This window comes from Pseudomonas sp. LM13 (assembly GCF_041381355.1).
Taxonomy (GTDB): Bacteria; Pseudomonadota; Gammaproteobacteria; order Pseudomonadales; family Pseudomonadaceae; genus Stutzerimonas; species Stutzerimonas frequens.
Map to the genome: position 1 here is coordinate 21092 of NZ_JACBXH010000009.1, position 16691 is coordinate 37782.

Annotated in this window: 16 protein-coding genes; 8 read left to right on the forward strand and 8 right to left on the reverse strand. The window is 64.8% G+C overall.

Annotated elements, in window-relative coordinates; all coding sequences use genetic code 11:
• Positions 1-110: 110 nt before the first annotated feature.
• From HZR81_RS08665 to HZR81_RS08675, 3 genes are all read left to right on the forward strand, one after another.
• A complete protein-coding gene (locus HZR81_RS08665; RefSeq protein WP_110779051.1) occupies positions 111-1532 on the forward strand; it encodes an alanine/glycine:cation symporter family protein in 1422 nt (473 codons plus the stop codon).
• A 110-nt stretch (positions 1533-1642) separates the two neighbouring features.
• Positions 1643-2626, forward strand: coding sequence for an asparaginase (locus tag HZR81_RS08670; protein ID WP_500127857.1), 984 nt, complete (start codon positions 1643-1645; stop codon positions 2624-2626).
• 119 nt (positions 2627-2745) lie between these two features.
• Positions 2746-3555: a substrate-binding periplasmic protein gene (locus tag HZR81_RS08675; RefSeq protein WP_152480665.1), complete on the forward strand. Its 810-nt coding sequence runs from the start codon at positions 2746-2748 to the stop codon at positions 3553-3555.
• Positions 3556-3558: 3 nt separating this feature from the next.
• On the opposite strand, the gene HZR81_RS08680 is transcribed toward HZR81_RS08675, so the two are convergent.
• The 6 genes from HZR81_RS08680 to HZR81_RS08705 all read right to left on the reverse strand — a co-directional run bounded on the left by HZR81_RS08680 (position 3559) and on the right by HZR81_RS08705 (position 9948).
• On the reverse strand, positions 3559-4257 hold the full coding sequence (locus tag HZR81_RS08680; protein ID WP_102839317.1) for a carbonic anhydrase: 699 nt from the start codon (positions 4255-4257) through the stop codon (positions 3559-3561).
• Between the two features lie 41 nt (positions 4258-4298).
• The gene (gene glsB, locus HZR81_RS08685; RefSeq protein ID WP_063541246.1) at positions 4299-5207 is read right to left on the reverse strand and encodes a glutaminase B; all 909 of its coding nucleotides are present in this window, start codon (positions 5205-5207) and stop codon (positions 4299-4301) included.
• 64 nt (positions 5208-5271) lie between these two features.
• Positions 5272-5574: a P-II family nitrogen regulator gene (locus HZR81_RS08690; protein ID WP_011911435.1), complete on the reverse strand. Its 303-nt coding sequence runs from the start codon at positions 5572-5574 to the stop codon at positions 5272-5274.
• Position 5575: 1 nt separating this feature from the next.
• Complete coding sequence (locus HZR81_RS08695) at positions 5576-6517, reverse strand: sodium-dependent bicarbonate transport family permease (protein WP_011911434.1); 942 nt, start codon at positions 6515-6517, stop codon at positions 5576-5578.
• 190 nt (positions 6518-6707) lie between these two features.
• On the reverse strand, positions 6708-8522 hold the full coding sequence (gene oadA, locus HZR81_RS08700; protein ID WP_500127858.1) for a sodium-extruding oxaloacetate decarboxylase subunit alpha: 1815 nt from the start codon (positions 8520-8522) through the stop codon (positions 6708-6710).
• Positions 8523-8532: 10 nt separating this feature from the next.
• On the reverse strand, positions 8533-9948 hold the full coding sequence (locus HZR81_RS08705) for an acetyl-CoA carboxylase biotin carboxylase subunit (RefSeq protein WP_500127859.1): 1416 nt from the start codon (positions 9946-9948) through the stop codon (positions 8533-8535).
• 253 nt (positions 9949-10201) lie between these two features.
• Between HZR81_RS08705 and HZR81_RS08710 the strand changes: the two genes are divergently transcribed.
• Complete coding sequence (locus tag HZR81_RS08710; RefSeq protein ID WP_500127898.1) at positions 10202-11146, forward strand: LysR family transcriptional regulator; 945 nt, start codon at positions 10202-10204, stop codon at positions 11144-11146.
• Here HZR81_RS08710 and HZR81_RS08715 read toward each other — a convergent pair.
• Both HZR81_RS08715 and hexR read right to left on the reverse strand, forming a co-directional pair.
• Complete coding sequence (locus HZR81_RS08715; RefSeq protein WP_003296781.1) at positions 11091-11303, reverse strand: PA3496 family putative envelope integrity protein; 213 nt, start codon at positions 11301-11303, stop codon at positions 11091-11093. The two genes, HZR81_RS08710 and HZR81_RS08715, sit on opposite strands and share 56 nt — an antisense overlap.
• A 91-nt stretch (positions 11304-11394) precedes the next feature.
• Positions 11395-12261, reverse strand: a complete 867-nt coding sequence (gene hexR / locus HZR81_RS08720) for a transcriptional regulator HexR (protein WP_270054461.1) — start codon at positions 12259-12261, stop codon at positions 11395-11397.
• 141 nt (positions 12262-12402) lie between these two features.
• Between hexR and zwf the strand changes: the two genes are divergently transcribed.
• The 4 genes from zwf (at position 12403) to HZR81_RS08740 (ending at position 16674) form a co-directional block, all read left to right on the forward strand.
• Complete coding sequence (gene zwf, locus HZR81_RS08725; protein ID WP_500127860.1) at positions 12403-13845, forward strand: glucose-6-phosphate dehydrogenase; 1443 nt, start codon at positions 12403-12405, stop codon at positions 13843-13845.
• Between the two features lie 627 nt (positions 13846-14472).
• A complete protein-coding gene (ectA, locus tag HZR81_RS08730) occupies positions 14473-14985 on the forward strand; it encodes a diaminobutyrate acetyltransferase (RefSeq protein WP_500127899.1) in 513 nt (170 codons plus the stop codon).
• Complete coding sequence (gene ectB / locus HZR81_RS08735) at positions 14982-16259, forward strand: diaminobutyrate--2-oxoglutarate transaminase (protein ID WP_063541229.1); 1278 nt, start codon at positions 14982-14984, stop codon at positions 16257-16259. Before ectA ends, ectB begins: the two co-directional genes overlap by 4 nt.
• 13 nt (positions 16260-16272) lie before the next feature.
• Entirely contained in the window at positions 16273-16674 is a 402-nt protein-coding gene (locus HZR81_RS08740; protein ID WP_063541230.1) for an ectoine synthase, read from the forward strand.
• Positions 16675-16691: the final 17 nt, after the last annotated feature.

Genomic DNA, 16691 nt, shown 5'->3' on the forward strand with positions numbered 1-16691 from the left:
GGCCAGCCGCGAAATTGCTCCACGAGCCACGCTGTTGAAACATCCCCCGCTTGCACGGCGCAGCGGCGCGCGCCGGACACCCTAACAACGACAACAAGGTGAACATCGCCATGCTCGACCTTCTCAACGACCTTATCTGGAGCAAACTGCTGATCGTCATGCTGATCGGCTTGGGCTTGCTCTTCACCATCCGTTCCGGCTTCGTCCAGTTCCGCTATTTCGGCAACATGTTCAGCATCTTCGGCCACGCCTTCGAGCGGCAGCCGGGGCAGCTCTCTTCCTTCCAGGCGCTGATGCTCTCGGTGGCCGGCCGGGTCGGTGCAGGCAACATCGCCGGCGTCTCGGTGGCGATCATGCTCGGCGGCCCGGGCGCGATCTTCTGGATGTGGGTGGTGGCCCTGGTGGGCATGGCGACCAGCTACTTCGAGTGTTCACTGGCCCAGCTGTACAAGCGCCGCGAGCCCGACGGCACCTACCGCGGCGGCCCGGCCTTCTACATCCAGCACGGTCTTGGCCAGCGCTGGCTGGGCATCGTCGTCTCGATCCTGCTGCTGATGACCTTCGGCTTCGGTTTCAACGCCGTGCAGTCGTTCACCGTCGCCAGCTCGCTGCATGACACCTTCGGCGTACCGACCGTGGCCAGCGGCATCGCCCTGACCCTGGTGATCGGCGGCATCATCTTCGGCGGCATCCGCCGTATCGCCAAATGGGCCGACGTGCTGGTGCCGGTCATGGCCTTCTCCTATCTGGCCATGGCGCTGTTCGTCATCGGCAGCAACATCGGCGCGGTGCCCGAGACCTTCGGCCTGATCTTCCGCAGCGCCTTCGGCCTCGAGCAGGCGTTCGCCGGCGGCATCGGCGCGGCGATCCTGATGGGTGTCAAGCGCGGCCTGTTCTCCAACGAGGCGGGCCTGGGCAGTGCGCCGAACGTCGCTGCGGTGGCGGAGGTCAAGCACCCGGTGGCGCAGGGCATCGTGCAGTCGCTGTCGGTGTTCATCGACACCATCATCCTGTGCAGCTGCACCGCGCTGATCATTCTGCTCTCCGGCGTCTACGAGCCGGGCATGGACCAGGCCGGCGTGGTGCTGACCCAGACCGCCGTCGCTGCCGTCGTTGGCGAGTGGGGCCGGGTGTTTGTCAGCGTCGCACTGCTGCTGTTCGTGTTCACCACGCTGATCTACAACTACTACCTGGGCGAAAATGCGCTGGGCTTCTTCACCGAGAAGCGCACCCCGGTGGTGATCTACCGCGTGCTGGTGATCATCCTCGTGCTCTGGGGGTCGGTGCAGGACCTGGGCACCGTGTTCGCCTTCGCCGACGTCACCATGGGCCTGCTGGCCATCGCCAACCTGATCGCCGTGGCCCTGCTGTTCAAGGTCGGCCTGCGCCTGATGCGCGACTATGACCGACAGGTCCGCGCCGGCATCGAGCAACCGGTGCTCGATCCGAAGGACTTCGCCGACCTGGACCTCGACCCGGCCGTTTGGCAGGCCAACGCGCCAGCCACGACGGATGCCTCCTCGCGCCACTGACAGCGCGACGCGACAGCCGGACACCCGCCGCTCCGTTAACATGCGGCGGCGGGTGCCAGCCCTACCCGCCTTATTTTTTCGACGGCTGCGCCGACGAGCGAGGAGCGCGCGTGAACCCATCTATTCAACGTCTGCTGGTGCTCTACACCGGCGGCACCATCGGCATGCAGCAAAGCGCCGCCGGACTGCTGCCGGCCTCCGGCTTCGAAGCCCGCATGCGCGAACAGCAGGCGCACGAGGCCGGGCCGCTGCCAGACTGGACCTTCCACGAACTGCAGCCGCTGCTGGACAGCGCCAACATGCAGCCGCGCCACTGGCTGCAGATGGCCGAAAGCATCCGCAGCGCGGTGACGGTGGACGGCTGCGACGCGGTCCTGCTGCTGCATGGCACCGATACCCTGGCCTACAGCGCCGCCGCGCTGTCCTTCCTGCTGCTCGACCTGCCGGTTCCGGTGCTGCTCACCGGTGCCATGCTGCCGGCCGGCAGCGAGGGCAGTGACGCCTGGCCCAACCTGTTCGGTGCCATGCGCGCCCTGCAGGCCGGGCAGGTGCAAGGCGTGCAGCTGTACTTCAACGGTGCGCTGCTGCACGGTGCGCGGGTCAGCAAGCTGCGCAGCGACGCCTTCGATGCCTTCGCCGAAGCGCCGCGCCAGCGCCTGGCGAACGCCAGCGCCGAGCGAGCGCCGGCATTGCTGCCGCAGCGCTCGGCGCAGGTCATGGTGCTGCCGCTGTATCCCGGTGTCGGCGCGGCCCAGGTCCAGGCGCTGGTGGCCAGCGGTGCCCAGGCGCTGCTGCTGGAATGCTACGGCAGCGGCACCGGGCCGGCCGACGACGTCGATTTCATCGCGGCGCTGCGCCAGGCGCACCGCCAGGGTGTGGTGCTGGCGGCGATCAGCCAGTGCCCGGGCGGCCATGTGGATTTCGGCGTCTATGCCGCCGGCAGCGCGCTGCGTGATGCCGGGCTGATCTCCGGCGGCGGCATGACCCGCGAAGCGGCGCTGGGCAAGCTGTTCGCCCTGCTCGCCGCCGGCCTCGATCAGACCCAGGTGGAACACTGGTTCGGCCGCGATCTGTGCGGCGAAATGGCCGGCTGAACAGCCAGAAAATGCGCGCTGCCCCGCACGGCAGGCGCAGCTGGCTGGCAGTGTGCCCGCCGCACCACTAACCCTGCTTACGCCGACAACAACAAGAAAAGCGTCAAGGAGCCGATGCCATGGCCAGATCCGGTACCGCCGGGGCGCTGTTCACCCTGCTCATCGGTGCAGCATTCGCCGCCCAGGCCGAACTGCCCGCCAATTACGAAATCACCCTGCAAACCGACAGCTTCCCGCCCTTCAACATGGGCCCCAACAGCAAGACCTTCGCCCGCGGTGACAACATCGAAGGGATCGGCACCGATACGGTGCGCGACATCTTCCGCCGCGCCGGCATCGCCTACAACCTGACCCTGCGCGGCCCCTGGAGCCGACTCTACGAGCAGACCCAGCAGCAGCCCGCCCATGGTCTGTTCTCGGTGGCGCGCACGCCGCAGAACGCCGGTCAGTTCAAGTGGGTCGGGCCCCTGGCGCACCACGACAGCGTGCTGCTGGCGCCCGCCGGCAATGGCCTGAGGCTCGACAGTCTTGCCCAGGCCCGAGGCTATCGGGTCGGCGCACATAGCGCCGGTAGCGTCAGCCTGTATCTGGAGAGCCAGAACCTGGACATCAGCAACAGCCTCAACGATGCCGAGAACCTGCGCAAATTGATGACCGGGCGGATCGACCTGTGGGCGGCGGCCGATCCGGTGTGGCGCTATCACGCCCGACAGCAGGGCATCGACGAGAGCCAGCTGCAGGTCGTGCTGAGCTATCGCAGCGAACCGCTGTACCTGGCGCTGAGCCCCGACACCGCGGACGAGGTCATAAGCCGCCTGCAGAAGGCCCTGGACGAGGTGATCGCCGAGGGCTATGCCGGTTGCAGCAAGACACCGGACCTGTGCTACCTGATCCAGCACCGCGGCAAGGCACTGGCCGGCAACCGCTGAGCCTCAGCTCGCGCGGTAGCGCGGCCGCGGCGTCGCCATCGGCAGCGGTCCGTCGCCGATCACCCGCCACTCGCCGCGCTCGGCATCGTATGCGCGGATCTCGCTGGTTTCGATGTCGTACAGCCAGCCATGGATGAACAGCTCGCCACTGGCCAGCCGTGCGGCAACCGACGGGTGCGTGCGCAGGTGGTCGAGCTGCGCCACGACGTTCTCCTGGGTGAGGATGCCGAGGGTGTTGTGGTCGGCGCAGCCGCAGTTCTGCTCGACGACGATCTTCGCCACCTCGGCATGGCGCAGCCAGCCCTTCACCGTGGGCATGCGTTTCAGCTCGGCTGGATTGAGCACCGCCTTCATCGCCCCGCAGTCGGAATGCCCACAGACGATGATGTGCTGCACGCCGAGCGCCATGACGGCGAATTCGATGGCGGTCGAGACACCACCGTTCATCTGCCCGTAGGGCGGTACCACGTTGCCGACGTTACGCGTGACGAACAGATCGCCCGGTGAGCTCTGGGTGATCAGCTCGGGAATGATCCGGGAATCGGCGCAGGTGATGAACATGGCCCTTGGCGTCTGCTCATGGGCCAGCTTCTTGAACAGCTCGCGCTGCTCGGGATACACCTCTTCGCGAAAGCGCCGCACGCCGGTGACGATCTGTTCGAGGGCCTCCTCCGCGGTTTCACTTCTCCTGTCGTCACTCATGTCGCTTCTCTCCAATGGTTGTAGGTGATGGGCCGCTGCCGTCAGAAGACGGACCAGCCGATGCGCTGCGAGAGCGCCTCGAGTGCGGCCATGCCGATCAGCGAATTGCCGGCGGCGTTGAGTTCCGGGGACCAGACGCAGACGCTGAAGCGCCCGGGCACCACCGCGACGATGCCGCCGCCGACGCCGCTCTTGCCGGGCAGACCGACCCGGTAGGCGAAGTTGCCGGCCTCGTCGTAGAGGCCACTGGTGGCCATGATCGCGTTGACCTGCTTGGTCTGGCGCGGCGAGAGCACGGCCTCGCCGCCCTGCGGACAGATGCCGTCGCGGGCGAGGAAGCCGAACGCTCGGGCCAGGTCGACGCAGGTCATACGCAGTGCGCAATGATGGAAATAGCTGCGCAGCACCGCCTCGACGTCGTTATGGAAGTTGCCGAATGCCTGCATCAGGTAGGCCATGGCGGCGTTGCGTGCGCGATGCTGGTATTCGGACTCGGCGACCTTGGTGTCCGAGACGATCAGCGGGTTGCCCGACAGGTGCCGGACGAAGTCGCGCATCGACAGCTCCGGAGTGGCGAAGCGCGACTGGTTGACATCGCAGATCACCAGCGCGCCGGCGTTGATGAACGGGTTGCGCGGGCGGCCGCGCTCGAATTCCAGCTGCACCAGCGAATTGAACGGCTGCCCGGACGGCTCGTGACCGAGGCGCTCCCACAGCGACTCGCCCCGATGGCCGATGGCCTGCACCAGGCTGAACACCTTGGAGATGCTCTGGATCGAAAACGGCGTCCGCGCATCACCGGCCTCGAACAATTCGCCCTCGGCGCTGCACACGGCAATCCCCAGCTGGTCGGCTGGCACGTCGGCCAGCGCCGGAATGTAGTCGGCCACACGGCCGCGCCCGAGCAGCGGGCGCACCTCGTCGAGAATCTCCTGCAACAGCGCGTGCATCGTCAGCTCCATCGGTCCTGGTCGAGGATGGACGCCCGCCGGCCAGGCGGCATCACAGCGCGGATCAGAACTTCTCCGGGCGCAGCACTTCCACCTCGCTGAGATAGCAGACCATGGCGAAATTCGCGTAGTAGCGCGCCTGCAGGTGCTCGGCGATGCGCTCGGCGACGTCGCGACTGCAGATCACTTCCAGGCGGATGTTGCCGTCGGTTTCCCAGCCGGCGCTGCGGACGCCGCGACTGCCGCTGCCGCGGGCATCGGACAGCGTCCAGCCCGGAGCGCCGAGGGTTTTCAGGTCGGCCTCCAGCTTGTGTTCCAGTGCCGCTTCGCAGATCACGGTCAGCAGTGTTCGGTTGTGCGCGTTCATCTCAGAACCCCCAGGCGATCAGCCGCTCGGCCAGGGCCAGGTAGAGCGGAATACCGATCAGGATGTTGAACGGAAAGGTGATGCCCAGCGACGCGGTCAGCGACAGCGACGGATTGGCCTCCGGCACCGCCAGACGCATCGCCGCCGGCACCGCGATGTAGGACGCACTCGCCGCCAGCGTGGCGAGCATCGCCGTACCGCCCAGCGAAAGCCCCATGAAACGCGCCAGCAGTGCACCGATCAGCGCACCGATCAACGGCATGACCAGCGCGAAGGCAGCCAGCTTGGCACCGTAGCGTTTGAGCGAGCCGAGTTGTCCGGAGGCGATCAGACCCATCTCGAGCAGGAAGAACGCCAGTACCGGTTTGAACATGCTGGTGTACAAGGGTTCGAGGGGTTTGATCGCCTCCTTGCCGGCGATCGCACCGATCAGCAGGCCGCCGAGCAGCAGCATGATGCTCTTGCCGAGGAAGATCTCGCGGCCCAGCTCCTTCCAGTCGGTGTCCTTCGACACCCCCTTGGCCAGCAGGATGCCCACCAGGATCGCCGGGATCTCGAGGATCGCCACGAACAGCGGCATGTAGCTTTCGAAGAACACCTCGCGCGCCGCCAGGTACGCCACCACCACGGCGAAGGTACCGGCACTCACCGAACCGTAGTGCGCCGCCACCGCCGCGGCGTTGACCCTATCGAAGCGCAGGCCGCGCAGCAGGCCGAACGCCAGGATCGGCAGCAGCACACCCAGCGCCAGCACCAGCAGCGACTGGCCAAGCAACGCGGCACTGGCCTGCTCGGCCAGCTCCACCCCGCCATGCAGACCGATCGCCAGCAAGAGCACGATCGACAGCGTCTCGTAGAGCGCTGGTGGCAACTTCAACTCGCTCTTCACCAGCCCGGCGAACAGGCCGAAGACGAAGAACAGCACTACCGGGTCGATACCCATCTAGATTCTCCACAGCTCGGAAATTGAAACCGCTCCCTGGCATCCACAGGCTCGAAAAAAAGGAGCCGCTGGGGCTCCCAAAGGGGACACATTGCCAGCGTGCTACGTTCCGCCGCCCGCTACAGCGCGCGGGCAGGCGGATCGAAACGACGCTGGCGTGGCGCGATCGGCTCGCCACGCCACCCTTCACTCAGCCCTCGATCTCTATCAAGACTTCTCCCGGGTTCACCCGGTCACCTTTGGCGACGTGAACGGCCTTCACGGTGCCGGCGATCGGTGCCTGGATCTCGGTCTCCATCTTCATCGCCTCGCTGACCAGCACCGTCTGACCGGCCTTCACCGCATCGCCGACGGCGACCAGCACGTCGACCACGTTGCCCGGCATGGTGGTGCTGACGTCGCCCGGCGCGCTGGCCTGCTTGCGCTGGCTGCCGCCACCGCCGACAAACGCGTTCAGCGGTTCGAACACCACTTCCTCGGGCATGCCGTCGATGGAGAGATAGAAGTGCCTCTTGCCCTCGCCCTTGACGCCGACGCCGGTGATGTCGACGCGGTAGGTCTCGCCGTGCACATCGATGACGAACTCGGTCGGCGTGCCCTCGACGCTGGCGGCCGCGGCCTTGCCGTCGGGGATCGGCAACAGCACCTCGGGCTGCAGCGTGCCGGCCTCGCGCTCCTCGAGGAACTTGCGGCCGATGTCCGGGAACATGGCAAAGGTCAGCACGTCTTCCTCGCTCTTGGCCAGCTCGCCGATGTCCTTGCGCAGCTTGTCCAGTTCCGGCGCCAGCAGGTCGGCCGGGCGGCACTCGATGACCTCCTCGCTGCCGATGGCCTGGAAGCGCAAGTGCTCGCAGACCGGCGCCGGCGCCTTGCCGTAACGGCCTTGCAGGTAGTACTTCACCTCGGTGGTGATGGTCTTGTAGCGCTCACCGGCGAGCACGTTGAAGAACGCCTGGGTGCCGACGATCTGCGAGGTTGGGGTCACCAGCGGCGGGTAGCCGAGGTCCTTGCGCACCTTGGGAATCTCCGCCAGCACTTCGTCCATGCGGTGCAGCGCACCCTGCTCCTTGAGCTGGTTGGCGAGGTTGGAAATCATCCCGCCGGGCACCTGGTTCACCTGCACGCGGGTGTCGACGCCGGTGAACTCGCTTTCGAACTGGTGGTACTTCTTGCGCACGGCGTAGAAGTACAGACCGATCTCCTGCAGCAGCTCCAGATCGAGGCCGGTGTCGTATGGCGTGCCGCGCAGCGCGGCGACCATGGACTCGGTGCCCGGATGGCTGGTGCCCCAGGCCATGCTGGAGATGGCGGTGTCGATGCGATCGGCGCCATTCTCCACGGCCTTGAGCTGGCACATACTGGCGACGCCAGCGGTGTCGTGGGAGTGGATCACCACATCCAGCTCGGGCAGTGCGGCCTTCAGCGCCTTGACCAGTTCGCCCGTGGCATAAGGGGTCAGCAGGCCGGCCATGTCCTTGATGGCGATGGAGTCGACGCCCATGGCCGCCATCTGCCGCGCCTGCTCGACGAACGCCTCGGTGGTGTGCACCGGACTGGAGGTGTAAGCGATGGTGCCCTGGGCGTGCTTGCCGCTCTTCTTCACCGCACGGATGGCGGTTTCCAGGTTCCGTACATCGTTCATCGCGTCGAAGATGCGGAACACGTCGATGCCGTTCTCTGCCGCCTTGGCAACGAATGCCTCGACCACATCGTCGCTGTAGTGGCGGTAGCCGAGCAGGTTCTGCCCCCGCAGCAGCATCTGCAGGCGGGTATTGGGCAGCGCCGCCTTGAGCTGACGCAGGCGCTCCCAGGGATCTTCCTTGAGGAAGCGCACGCAGGCATCGAAGGTGGCGCCGCCCCAGACTTCCAGCGACCAGTAGCCGACGCGGTCGAGCTTGTCGCAGATCGGCAGCATGTCTTCGGTGCGCATGCGGGTGGCCAGCAGCGACTGATGGGCGTCACGCAGGATGGTGTCGGTGACGGAGATTTTCTTCTGGACGGTCATGGTGCGTTCCTCACAGGCCTGCGTGGGCGGCGATGGCGGCGGCGATGGCCAGGGCCAGTTCGCCCGGCTTGCGTTTGATCGAGTAGTTCAGCAGTTCCGGATGGTTGTCGACGAAGCTGGTGTTGAACTGGCCGCTGCGGAAATCCGGGTTGGCGAGAATCTGCTGGTAGTAGGTGGCGGTGGTCTTCACGCCCTGCACGCGCATGTCGTCCAGTGCACGCGACCCCCGGGCCAGCGCCTCTTCCCAGGTCAGCGCCCAGACCACCAGCTTCAGGCACATGGAGTCGTAATACGGTGGGATGGTGTAACCGGTGTAGATCGCCGTGTCGGTGCGCACGCCGGGGCCACCGGGCGCGTAGTAGCGGGTGATCTTGCCGAAGCAGGGCAGAAAGTTGTTGCGCGGGTCTTCGGCGTTGATGCGGAACTGCAGGGAGAAGCCGCGATGCTGGATGTCCTCCTGCTTGACCGATAGCGGCTGGCCCGAAGCGATGCGGATCTGCTCGCGAACGATATCGATACCGGTGATTTCCTCGGTGATGGTGTGCTCCACCTGCACCCGGGTGTTCATCTCCATGAAGTACACCTCGCCATCGGCGAGCAGAAACTCCACGGTACCGGCGTTCTCGTAGCCCACCGCCTTGGCCGCGCGCACGGCCAGGTCGCCGATATAGGCGCGCTGCTCGGGGGTGAGCTGCGGGCTCGGCGCAATCTCGATGAGCTTCTGGTTGCGCCGCTGGATCGAGCAGTCGCGCTCGAACAGGTGCACGGTGTTGCCGAAGCTGTCGGCCAGCACCTGCGCCTCGATGTGCTTGGGTTCGACGATGCACTTTTCCAGGAACACCTCGGCGCTGCCGAAGGCCTTGGTCGCCTCGGAGATCACCCGTGGATAGGCCGATTCCAGCTCTGCCCGCGAATTGCAGCGGCGAATGCCGCGGCCGCCACCGCCGGAGGTGGCCTTGAGCATCACCGGGTAACCGATGCGCTCGGCTTCGTCCAGCGCCTCGGCGAGGTCCTTGACGTTGCCTTCGGTGCCCGGCGTGACCGGCACGCCGGCCTTGATCATGCTGCGCCGGGCTTCGGTCTTGTCGCCCATGCGACGAATCACTTCGGCGCTGGGGCCGACGAACTTGATCCCACGTTCGGCGCAGATATCCGCCAGTTCCGCATTTTCGGAGAGGAAACCATAGCCCGGATGCAGGGCATCGCAGCCGGTTTCCACCGCCAGATTCACCAGCTTGCGCGGGTTCAGGTAGCCGGCCAGCGGGTCTTCGCCAATGAAATGCGCCTCGTCGGCACGCTTGACGTGCAGCGCGTGGCGGTCGGCTTCGGAGAATACCGCCACCGAGCGGACGCCCATTTCGGCACAGGCGCGGACGATGCGCACCGCGATTTCCCCGCGGTTGGCGATCAGCAGCTTCTTGATCACGCTGTCTTCCCTCGGATCGTTGAGCAGGCGACCCGCGAGCGGGTCATGATCACTCGCATTTGCAACGAGTCATTTCACCCTACGCCCGTGAGGGCGATTACTGAAAATGAATAATTGTTTTCCTGAGGATAAGTATTTACTTATATACACCTGCTGTGCGCCTGCTTTCTGACCGAACAGGCAGGAAATTCGCGCACTGACTCGCCGACCATAAGATGATCGAAACAACGGGAAAACGATGCGAAAATCATTGATGCGCATGACATTGCGCCAGCTTCAGGTATTTCGCGCGGTCTGTGAGACGCTTTCCTACAGCCGTGCCGCTGAGGAAATGGCGCTGACCCAGCCAGCAGTGAGCCTGCAGATCCGCCAGCTGGAAGAATTGGTCGGCCAACCGCTGTTCGAGTACGTCGGCAAGAAGCTCTACCTGACCGACGCCGCCGAAGCGCTGCAGCGCGCCAGCACCGATATCTTCGGCCGGCTCGACAGCCTCGACATGCAGCTGTCCGATCTGCTGGGCTCACTACAGGGGCAGCTGAACCTGGCCGTGGAATCCAGCGCCAAGTACATCACCCCGCACCTGTTCGCCGCCTTCAAGCGGCTACATCCGGAGGTCAGCCTGCAGCTGGTGGTGGTCAATCACGCCCAGGCGGTGAAACGCCTGTCGGTCAGCCGCGACGACCTGCTGATCATGTCTCAGGTGCCCACCGACATGGACCTGGAGTTCATGCCGTTCCTCAACAACCCGATCATTGCCGTGGCCCCGCCTGAGCATCCGCTGTGCCATGCGGCCACGCTGTCGCTGCAGGATCTGACCAGCTATCCGCTGCTGACGCGCGAACCCGGCTCCGGCACACGCAGGGCCGCAGAAGATTACCTGCGACAGAAACGCGCCCACTTCACCCAGACCATCCAGGTCGCCTCGCTGGATGCGCTGCGTGAATGCGTGGTGGCCGGCCTGGGGCTGGCGCTGCTGCCGCGCCATGCGGTGCATCTGGAGCTGGCCTGCGGACTGCTGCGTGAGCTGCCAGTGCAGGAACTGCCGCTGCAACGCAGCTGGTGCGTGGTTCACCCGCGCGGTAAGCGCCTGAGCCCGGTGGCCCAGGCGTTCTTTGCCTTCCTCCGTGAAGAGCGTGCGCAGATCAGTGCGCTGGCGGAGCGCTTCGCCGGCTCGCCGATGATTCCAGCAGCGAGCTGAGCACCAACGCATCGGCATAGTCGTTCAGTTCGGCATGCAGCTGACGCTGCTCGGTGTAGCTTTCGATGGCACGACGAAAGCGCATGCGGCGCTCGTCCTGCTGCTTGCGACGGGCCTTGCTGTCGAGTGGGGTGCTGACGTCGGTTTGCCGGAGCATGAGCGGTCTCCCAGAACAGGTAACGGGAGACCAGCATCGGTGCTGTGAGTGACAGGATGAAGTCAGCGTGATGACGCGGCGATGAAGACGCTCAGTCCTCGTGGGCCTTGACCGTCTTCGGCGACAGTCGAAGGCTGCGCAGGCTGCGTTTCACACTCTTGAGATGGTTGACCAGGCTCGGCCCACGGGCCATGGCCACACCCATGGCCAACACATCGATCACGACGAGGTGAGCGATACGCGAGGTCAGCGGAGTGTAGATCTCGGTGTCTTCCTGCACGTCGATCGCCAGATTGATGGTGGCCAGCTCGGCCAGGGGTGTCTGGCTCGGGCACAGGGTGATCAGCGTCGCGCCGGATTCACGCACGACGTTGGCGGTGATCAGCAGATCCTTGGAGCGACCGGACTGGGAAATGCAGATCGCCACGTCGGTCGACTTGAGCGTCACCGCCGACATCGCCTGCATGTGCGGATCGGAATAGGCCGCGGCCGAAAGCAGCAGGCGGAAGAACTTGTGCTGGGCATCGGTGGCCACCGCGCCAGAGGCGCCGAAACCGTAGAACTCCACCCGCTCGGCCTTGGCCATGGCGGTGATGGCGCGCTGCAAGGCATCCGGGTCGAGCCGCTCACGCACCTCCATCAGGGTGTGCAGCGTGGTGTCGAAGATCTTCAGCGCGAAGTCAGCCACCGAATCGTTCTCGCTGATGGCGAACTGGCCGAAGCTGGCGCCGGCAGCCAGGCTCTGCGCCAGCTTGAGCTTGAGGTCCTGGAAGCCGAGGCAGCCGATGGCCCGGCAGAAACGCACGATGGTCGGCTCGCTGACGCCGACGGTGTGCGCCAGATCGGCCATGGAACTGTGCATCACCGAGGCCGGATCGAGCAGGACATGGTCGGCCACCTTCAACTCCGACTTCCGTAGCAGACTTCTCGACTGGGCGATGTGTTGCAGCAGATTCACGTGGCGGGCTCGCTATGCTCACGACTGAGGACTCGTTCGGGCGCGACAGGCACCGCTCGGCCATCAGCGGGTTGTAGTGGGGCGGTAGTTATACTACAAGCCTCGCCATGACGCCCATTTTTTGCCCCTGGGAGAGATTCGATGTCGATTTCCTGTGACATGCTCGTGTTCGGCGGGACCGGTGACCTGACGCTGCACAAGCTGCTGCCGGCGCTCTATCACCTGCATCGCGACGGCCGCCTGCATGCCGACGTGCGCATTCTCGCCCTGGCGCGCAAGAAGCTCGACCGCGACGGCTATCTGACCCTCGCCGAGCGCCATTGCCGCGCCCAGGTCGCGCGCAGCGACTTCAACCCCGAGACCTGGCAAGCCTTCGCCCAGCGCCTCGACTATTTCGCAATGGACGCCTCCCAGCGCAGCGAATACGCGCGTCTGGCCCAGCATCTTGGCCGGGCCGATGGCCGCGTGCGGGTCTACTACCTGGCCACCGCGCCGGATCTGTTCGAGCCCATCGCCGCCAACCTGGAAAGCGCCGGGCTGGCCGGTGACGACGCGCGCATCGTGCTGGAAAAACCCATCGGCCATTCGCTGGATTCGGCACTGGAAATCAACGAGGCGATCGGCTCGGTATTCCCCGAAGCGCGCATCTACCGGATCGACCATTATCTGGGCAAGGAAACGGTGCAGAACCTCATGGCGCTGCGCTTCGCCAACGCGCTGTTCGAACCGATCTGGCGCGCCGGGCATATCGACCACGTGCAGATCACCGTGGCCGAAACCCTCGGCGTGGAGAACCGCGGCGGCTACTACGACAATGCCGGCGCCATGCGCGACATGCTGCAGAACCACCTCCTGCAGCTGCTCTGCCTGGTGGCGATGGAGGCGCCGGTGCGTTTCGACGCCAAGCACATCCGCGGCGAAAAGGTGAAGGTGCTCGAGGCGCTCAAGCCGATCACCGGCAACGACGTGCTGGACAGGACCGTACGCGGCCAATACGGCGCCGGGCGCATCGGCGGCCACGACGTGCCGGCCTACTACTTCGAGCCGAACATCGACAACGACAGCGACACCGAAACCTTCGTCGCGGTGAAAGCCGAGATCGACAACTGGCGCTGGGCCGGCGTGCCCTTCTACCTGCGCACCGGCAAGCGCATGGCACGCAAGCGCTCGGAGATCATCATCACCTTCAAACAGGTGCCGCATCTGCTGTTCAGCAAGGGTGAAGTGAACCGCCTGGTGATCAGCCTGCAGCCGGAAGAAAGCATCAGCCTGCAGCTGATGGCCAAGGCACCCGGCAAGGGCATGCAGCTGGAACCGGTGGAACTGGACCTCAACCTGGCCCATGCCTTCAGCAGCACCCGCCGCTGGGAGGCCTACGAGCGTCTGCTGCTGGATGTCATCGAAGGCGATTCAACGCTGTTCATGCGCCGTGACGAGGTTGAAGCCGCCTGGAACTGGGTCGACCCGATCCTGCGCGGCTGGAGCAGCTACTACCGCAAACCACGGCCTTACGCCGCCGGCGAGGATGGCCCGGAGCAGGCGCACCAGTTCATCGAGCGCCAGGGCCATCGCTGGTGGCAATGAGGCACCCAGAAGAACTAATCCGAACTTCGCCGCAGCCGCCGAATAACGCGTGATAGAGCGGATCGGCGGACTTTTCACAATCGCCGAACATGGCCAGCTGAACTAGTGCAATCAACTAACCCAGAGCAGGCCATGATTCTCCTACATATTCCGGTCATATCAGCGACATATAATCAGCGAGCCGCCCCTTATATCTAGGGCCTTCTCGGCTAGTTCAACCAGCGCATCCACAGGACACACTCCGCGACCGGCGCAGATCAATCGGCCTTTCGCCGCCTGCGCCAAATCCGGACACCGTAGATCACAGCAAAAGCCAGCAACTGCAAGGCCTGCAGCCGACAGAATGAGGATTCAGGCGAACTTCTGCGGCAGGCCTACGTCCAACTTCCCGAGCCACTCCGCAAACTTCCACGCAGTTCGCCTTTCGCTCGACAGTTATCGAGACCGAAACAGACTGAAACATCCGCGGCGTCGGCGCAGGAACAACGCGGGCTCTGGCGGTATATAGGCGTCGCCACACTTCGCATATCAGGAAACATGGGTTGAGAAACTTTCCAAGATATGCCTACCCTAAAAAGGAATTCAATCAACAACCCCAAAGGCATTGTTTTGAGTTTCCCCACCGTAATGCTCCGTCGCCCAACCGACGGCGACGGTTACAACCTGCATCAGCTGGTGGCGCGCTGCCAGCCCCTCGATACCAATTCGGTCTACTGCAACCTGCTGCAGTGTTCCGACTTCGCTGACACCGCCATCGCCGCAGAGAACGCCCAAGGCGAGCTGGTCGGTTTCATTTCGGGTTATCGCCCTCCTTCGCGGCCGGACACATTGTTCGTCTGGCAGGTCGCCGTCGACAGTTCGATGCGCGGCCAGGGGCTGGCCCTGCGCATGCTGCTGGCGCTGACCGAACGGGTCGCCCGTGACGGCGTGCGCTACATGGAAACCACCATCTCCCCGGACAACGCGGCGTCCCAGGCGCTGTTCAAGCGGGCCTTCGACAAGCTGGGTGCCGACTGCACCACGCGCACGCTGTTCTCGCGCGCCGAGCATTTCGCCGGACAGCACGAGGACGAGGTGCTCTACCGCGCCGGCCCGTTCACCGTTTCCCATCTAGAAGAAGAGCTCAAGGAGCACGCATGAAAACTTTCGAACTGAACGAATCCAAGGTTCGCAGCTACTGCCGTTCCTTCCCCGTGGTCTTCAATCAGGCCCAGGGCGCCGAACTGGTCACTCAGGACGGCAAGCGCTACATCGACTTCCTCGCCGGTGCCGGCACGCTCAACTACGGGCACAACCACCCGGTGCTCAAGCAGGCGCTGCTCGACTACATCGAGAGCGACGGCATCACCCACGGCCTGGACATGTACACCGCGGCCAAGGAGCGCTTCCTCGAAACCTTCAATCGCCTGATCCTCGAGCCGCGTGGCATGGGTGACTACCGCATGCAGTTCACCGGCCCGACCGGCACCAACGCGGTCGAGGCGGCGATGAAGCTGGCGCGCAAGGTTACCGGGCGCAACAACATCATCAGCTTCACCAACGGCTTCCACGGCTGCAGCATCGGCGCGCTGGCCGCCACCGGCAACCAGCATCACCGCGGCGGCTCCGGCATCAGCCTCACCGACGTCAGCCGCATGCCTTACGCCAACTACTTTGGCGACAAGACCAACACCATCGGCATGATGGACAAGCTGCTCTCCGACCCGTCCAGCGGTATCGACAAACCGGCCGCGGTGATCGTCGAGGTGGTCCAGGGCGAAGGCGGTCTGAACACCGCATCGGCCGAGTGGATGCGCAAGCTCGAGAAGCTCTGCCGCAAGCACGAGATGCTGCTGATCGTCGACGACATCCAGGCCGGCTGCGGCCGCACCGGCACCTTCTTCAGCTTCGAGGAGATGGGCATCCAGCCGGATATCGTCACGCTGTCCAAGTCGCTGTCCGGCTACGGCCTGCCGTTCGCCATGGTGCTGCTGCGCCAGGAGCTGGACCAGTGGAAGCCGGGCGAACACAACGGCACCTTCCGCGGCAACAACCACGCCTTCGTCACCGCCGCCGCGGCCGTCGAGCACTTCTGGCAGAACGACGAGTTCGCCAACAGCGTGAAGGCCAAGGGCAAGCGCATCGCCGACGGCATGCAGCGCATCATCCGCCGTCACGGCCCGGATTCACTGTTCCTCAAGGGCCGCGGAATGATGCTCGGCATCAGCTGCCCGGATGGCGACATCGCTTCGGCCGTCTGCCGTCACGCCTTCGACAATGGCCTGGTGGTCGAGACCAGCGGCGCCCACAGCGAAGTGGTCAAGTGTCTCTGCCCGCTGATCATCAGCGAAGAGCAGATCGACCGTGCGCTTTCCATTCTCGACAAGGCGTTTGCCGCCGTGATGGGTGAGCAGACCGCCAACCAGGCTTCCTGAGGAGGACCCGCAGATGATCGTGAGAAAACTCGCCGACTGCGAGCAGACCGACCGCAAGGTCCACAGCAAGACCGGTACCTGGGACAGCACACGCATGCTGCTCAAGGACGACAACATGGGCTTCTCGTTCCATATCACCACCATCTACGCCGGCACCGAGACGCACATCCACTACCAGAACCACCTGGAGTCGGTGTACTGCATGAGCGGCAACGGTGAGGTCGAGACCATCGCCGACGGCAAGATCTACAAGATCGAACCCGGCACGCTGTACATCCTCGACAAGCACGACGAGCACCTGCTGCGTGGCGGCAGCGAGGACATGAAGATGGCCTGCGTCTTCAACCCGCCGCTCAACGGCAAGGAAGTGCATGACGAGAGCGGCGTCTATCCGCTGGAGGCCGAAACCGTCTGATACCGGTTTACCGGGGC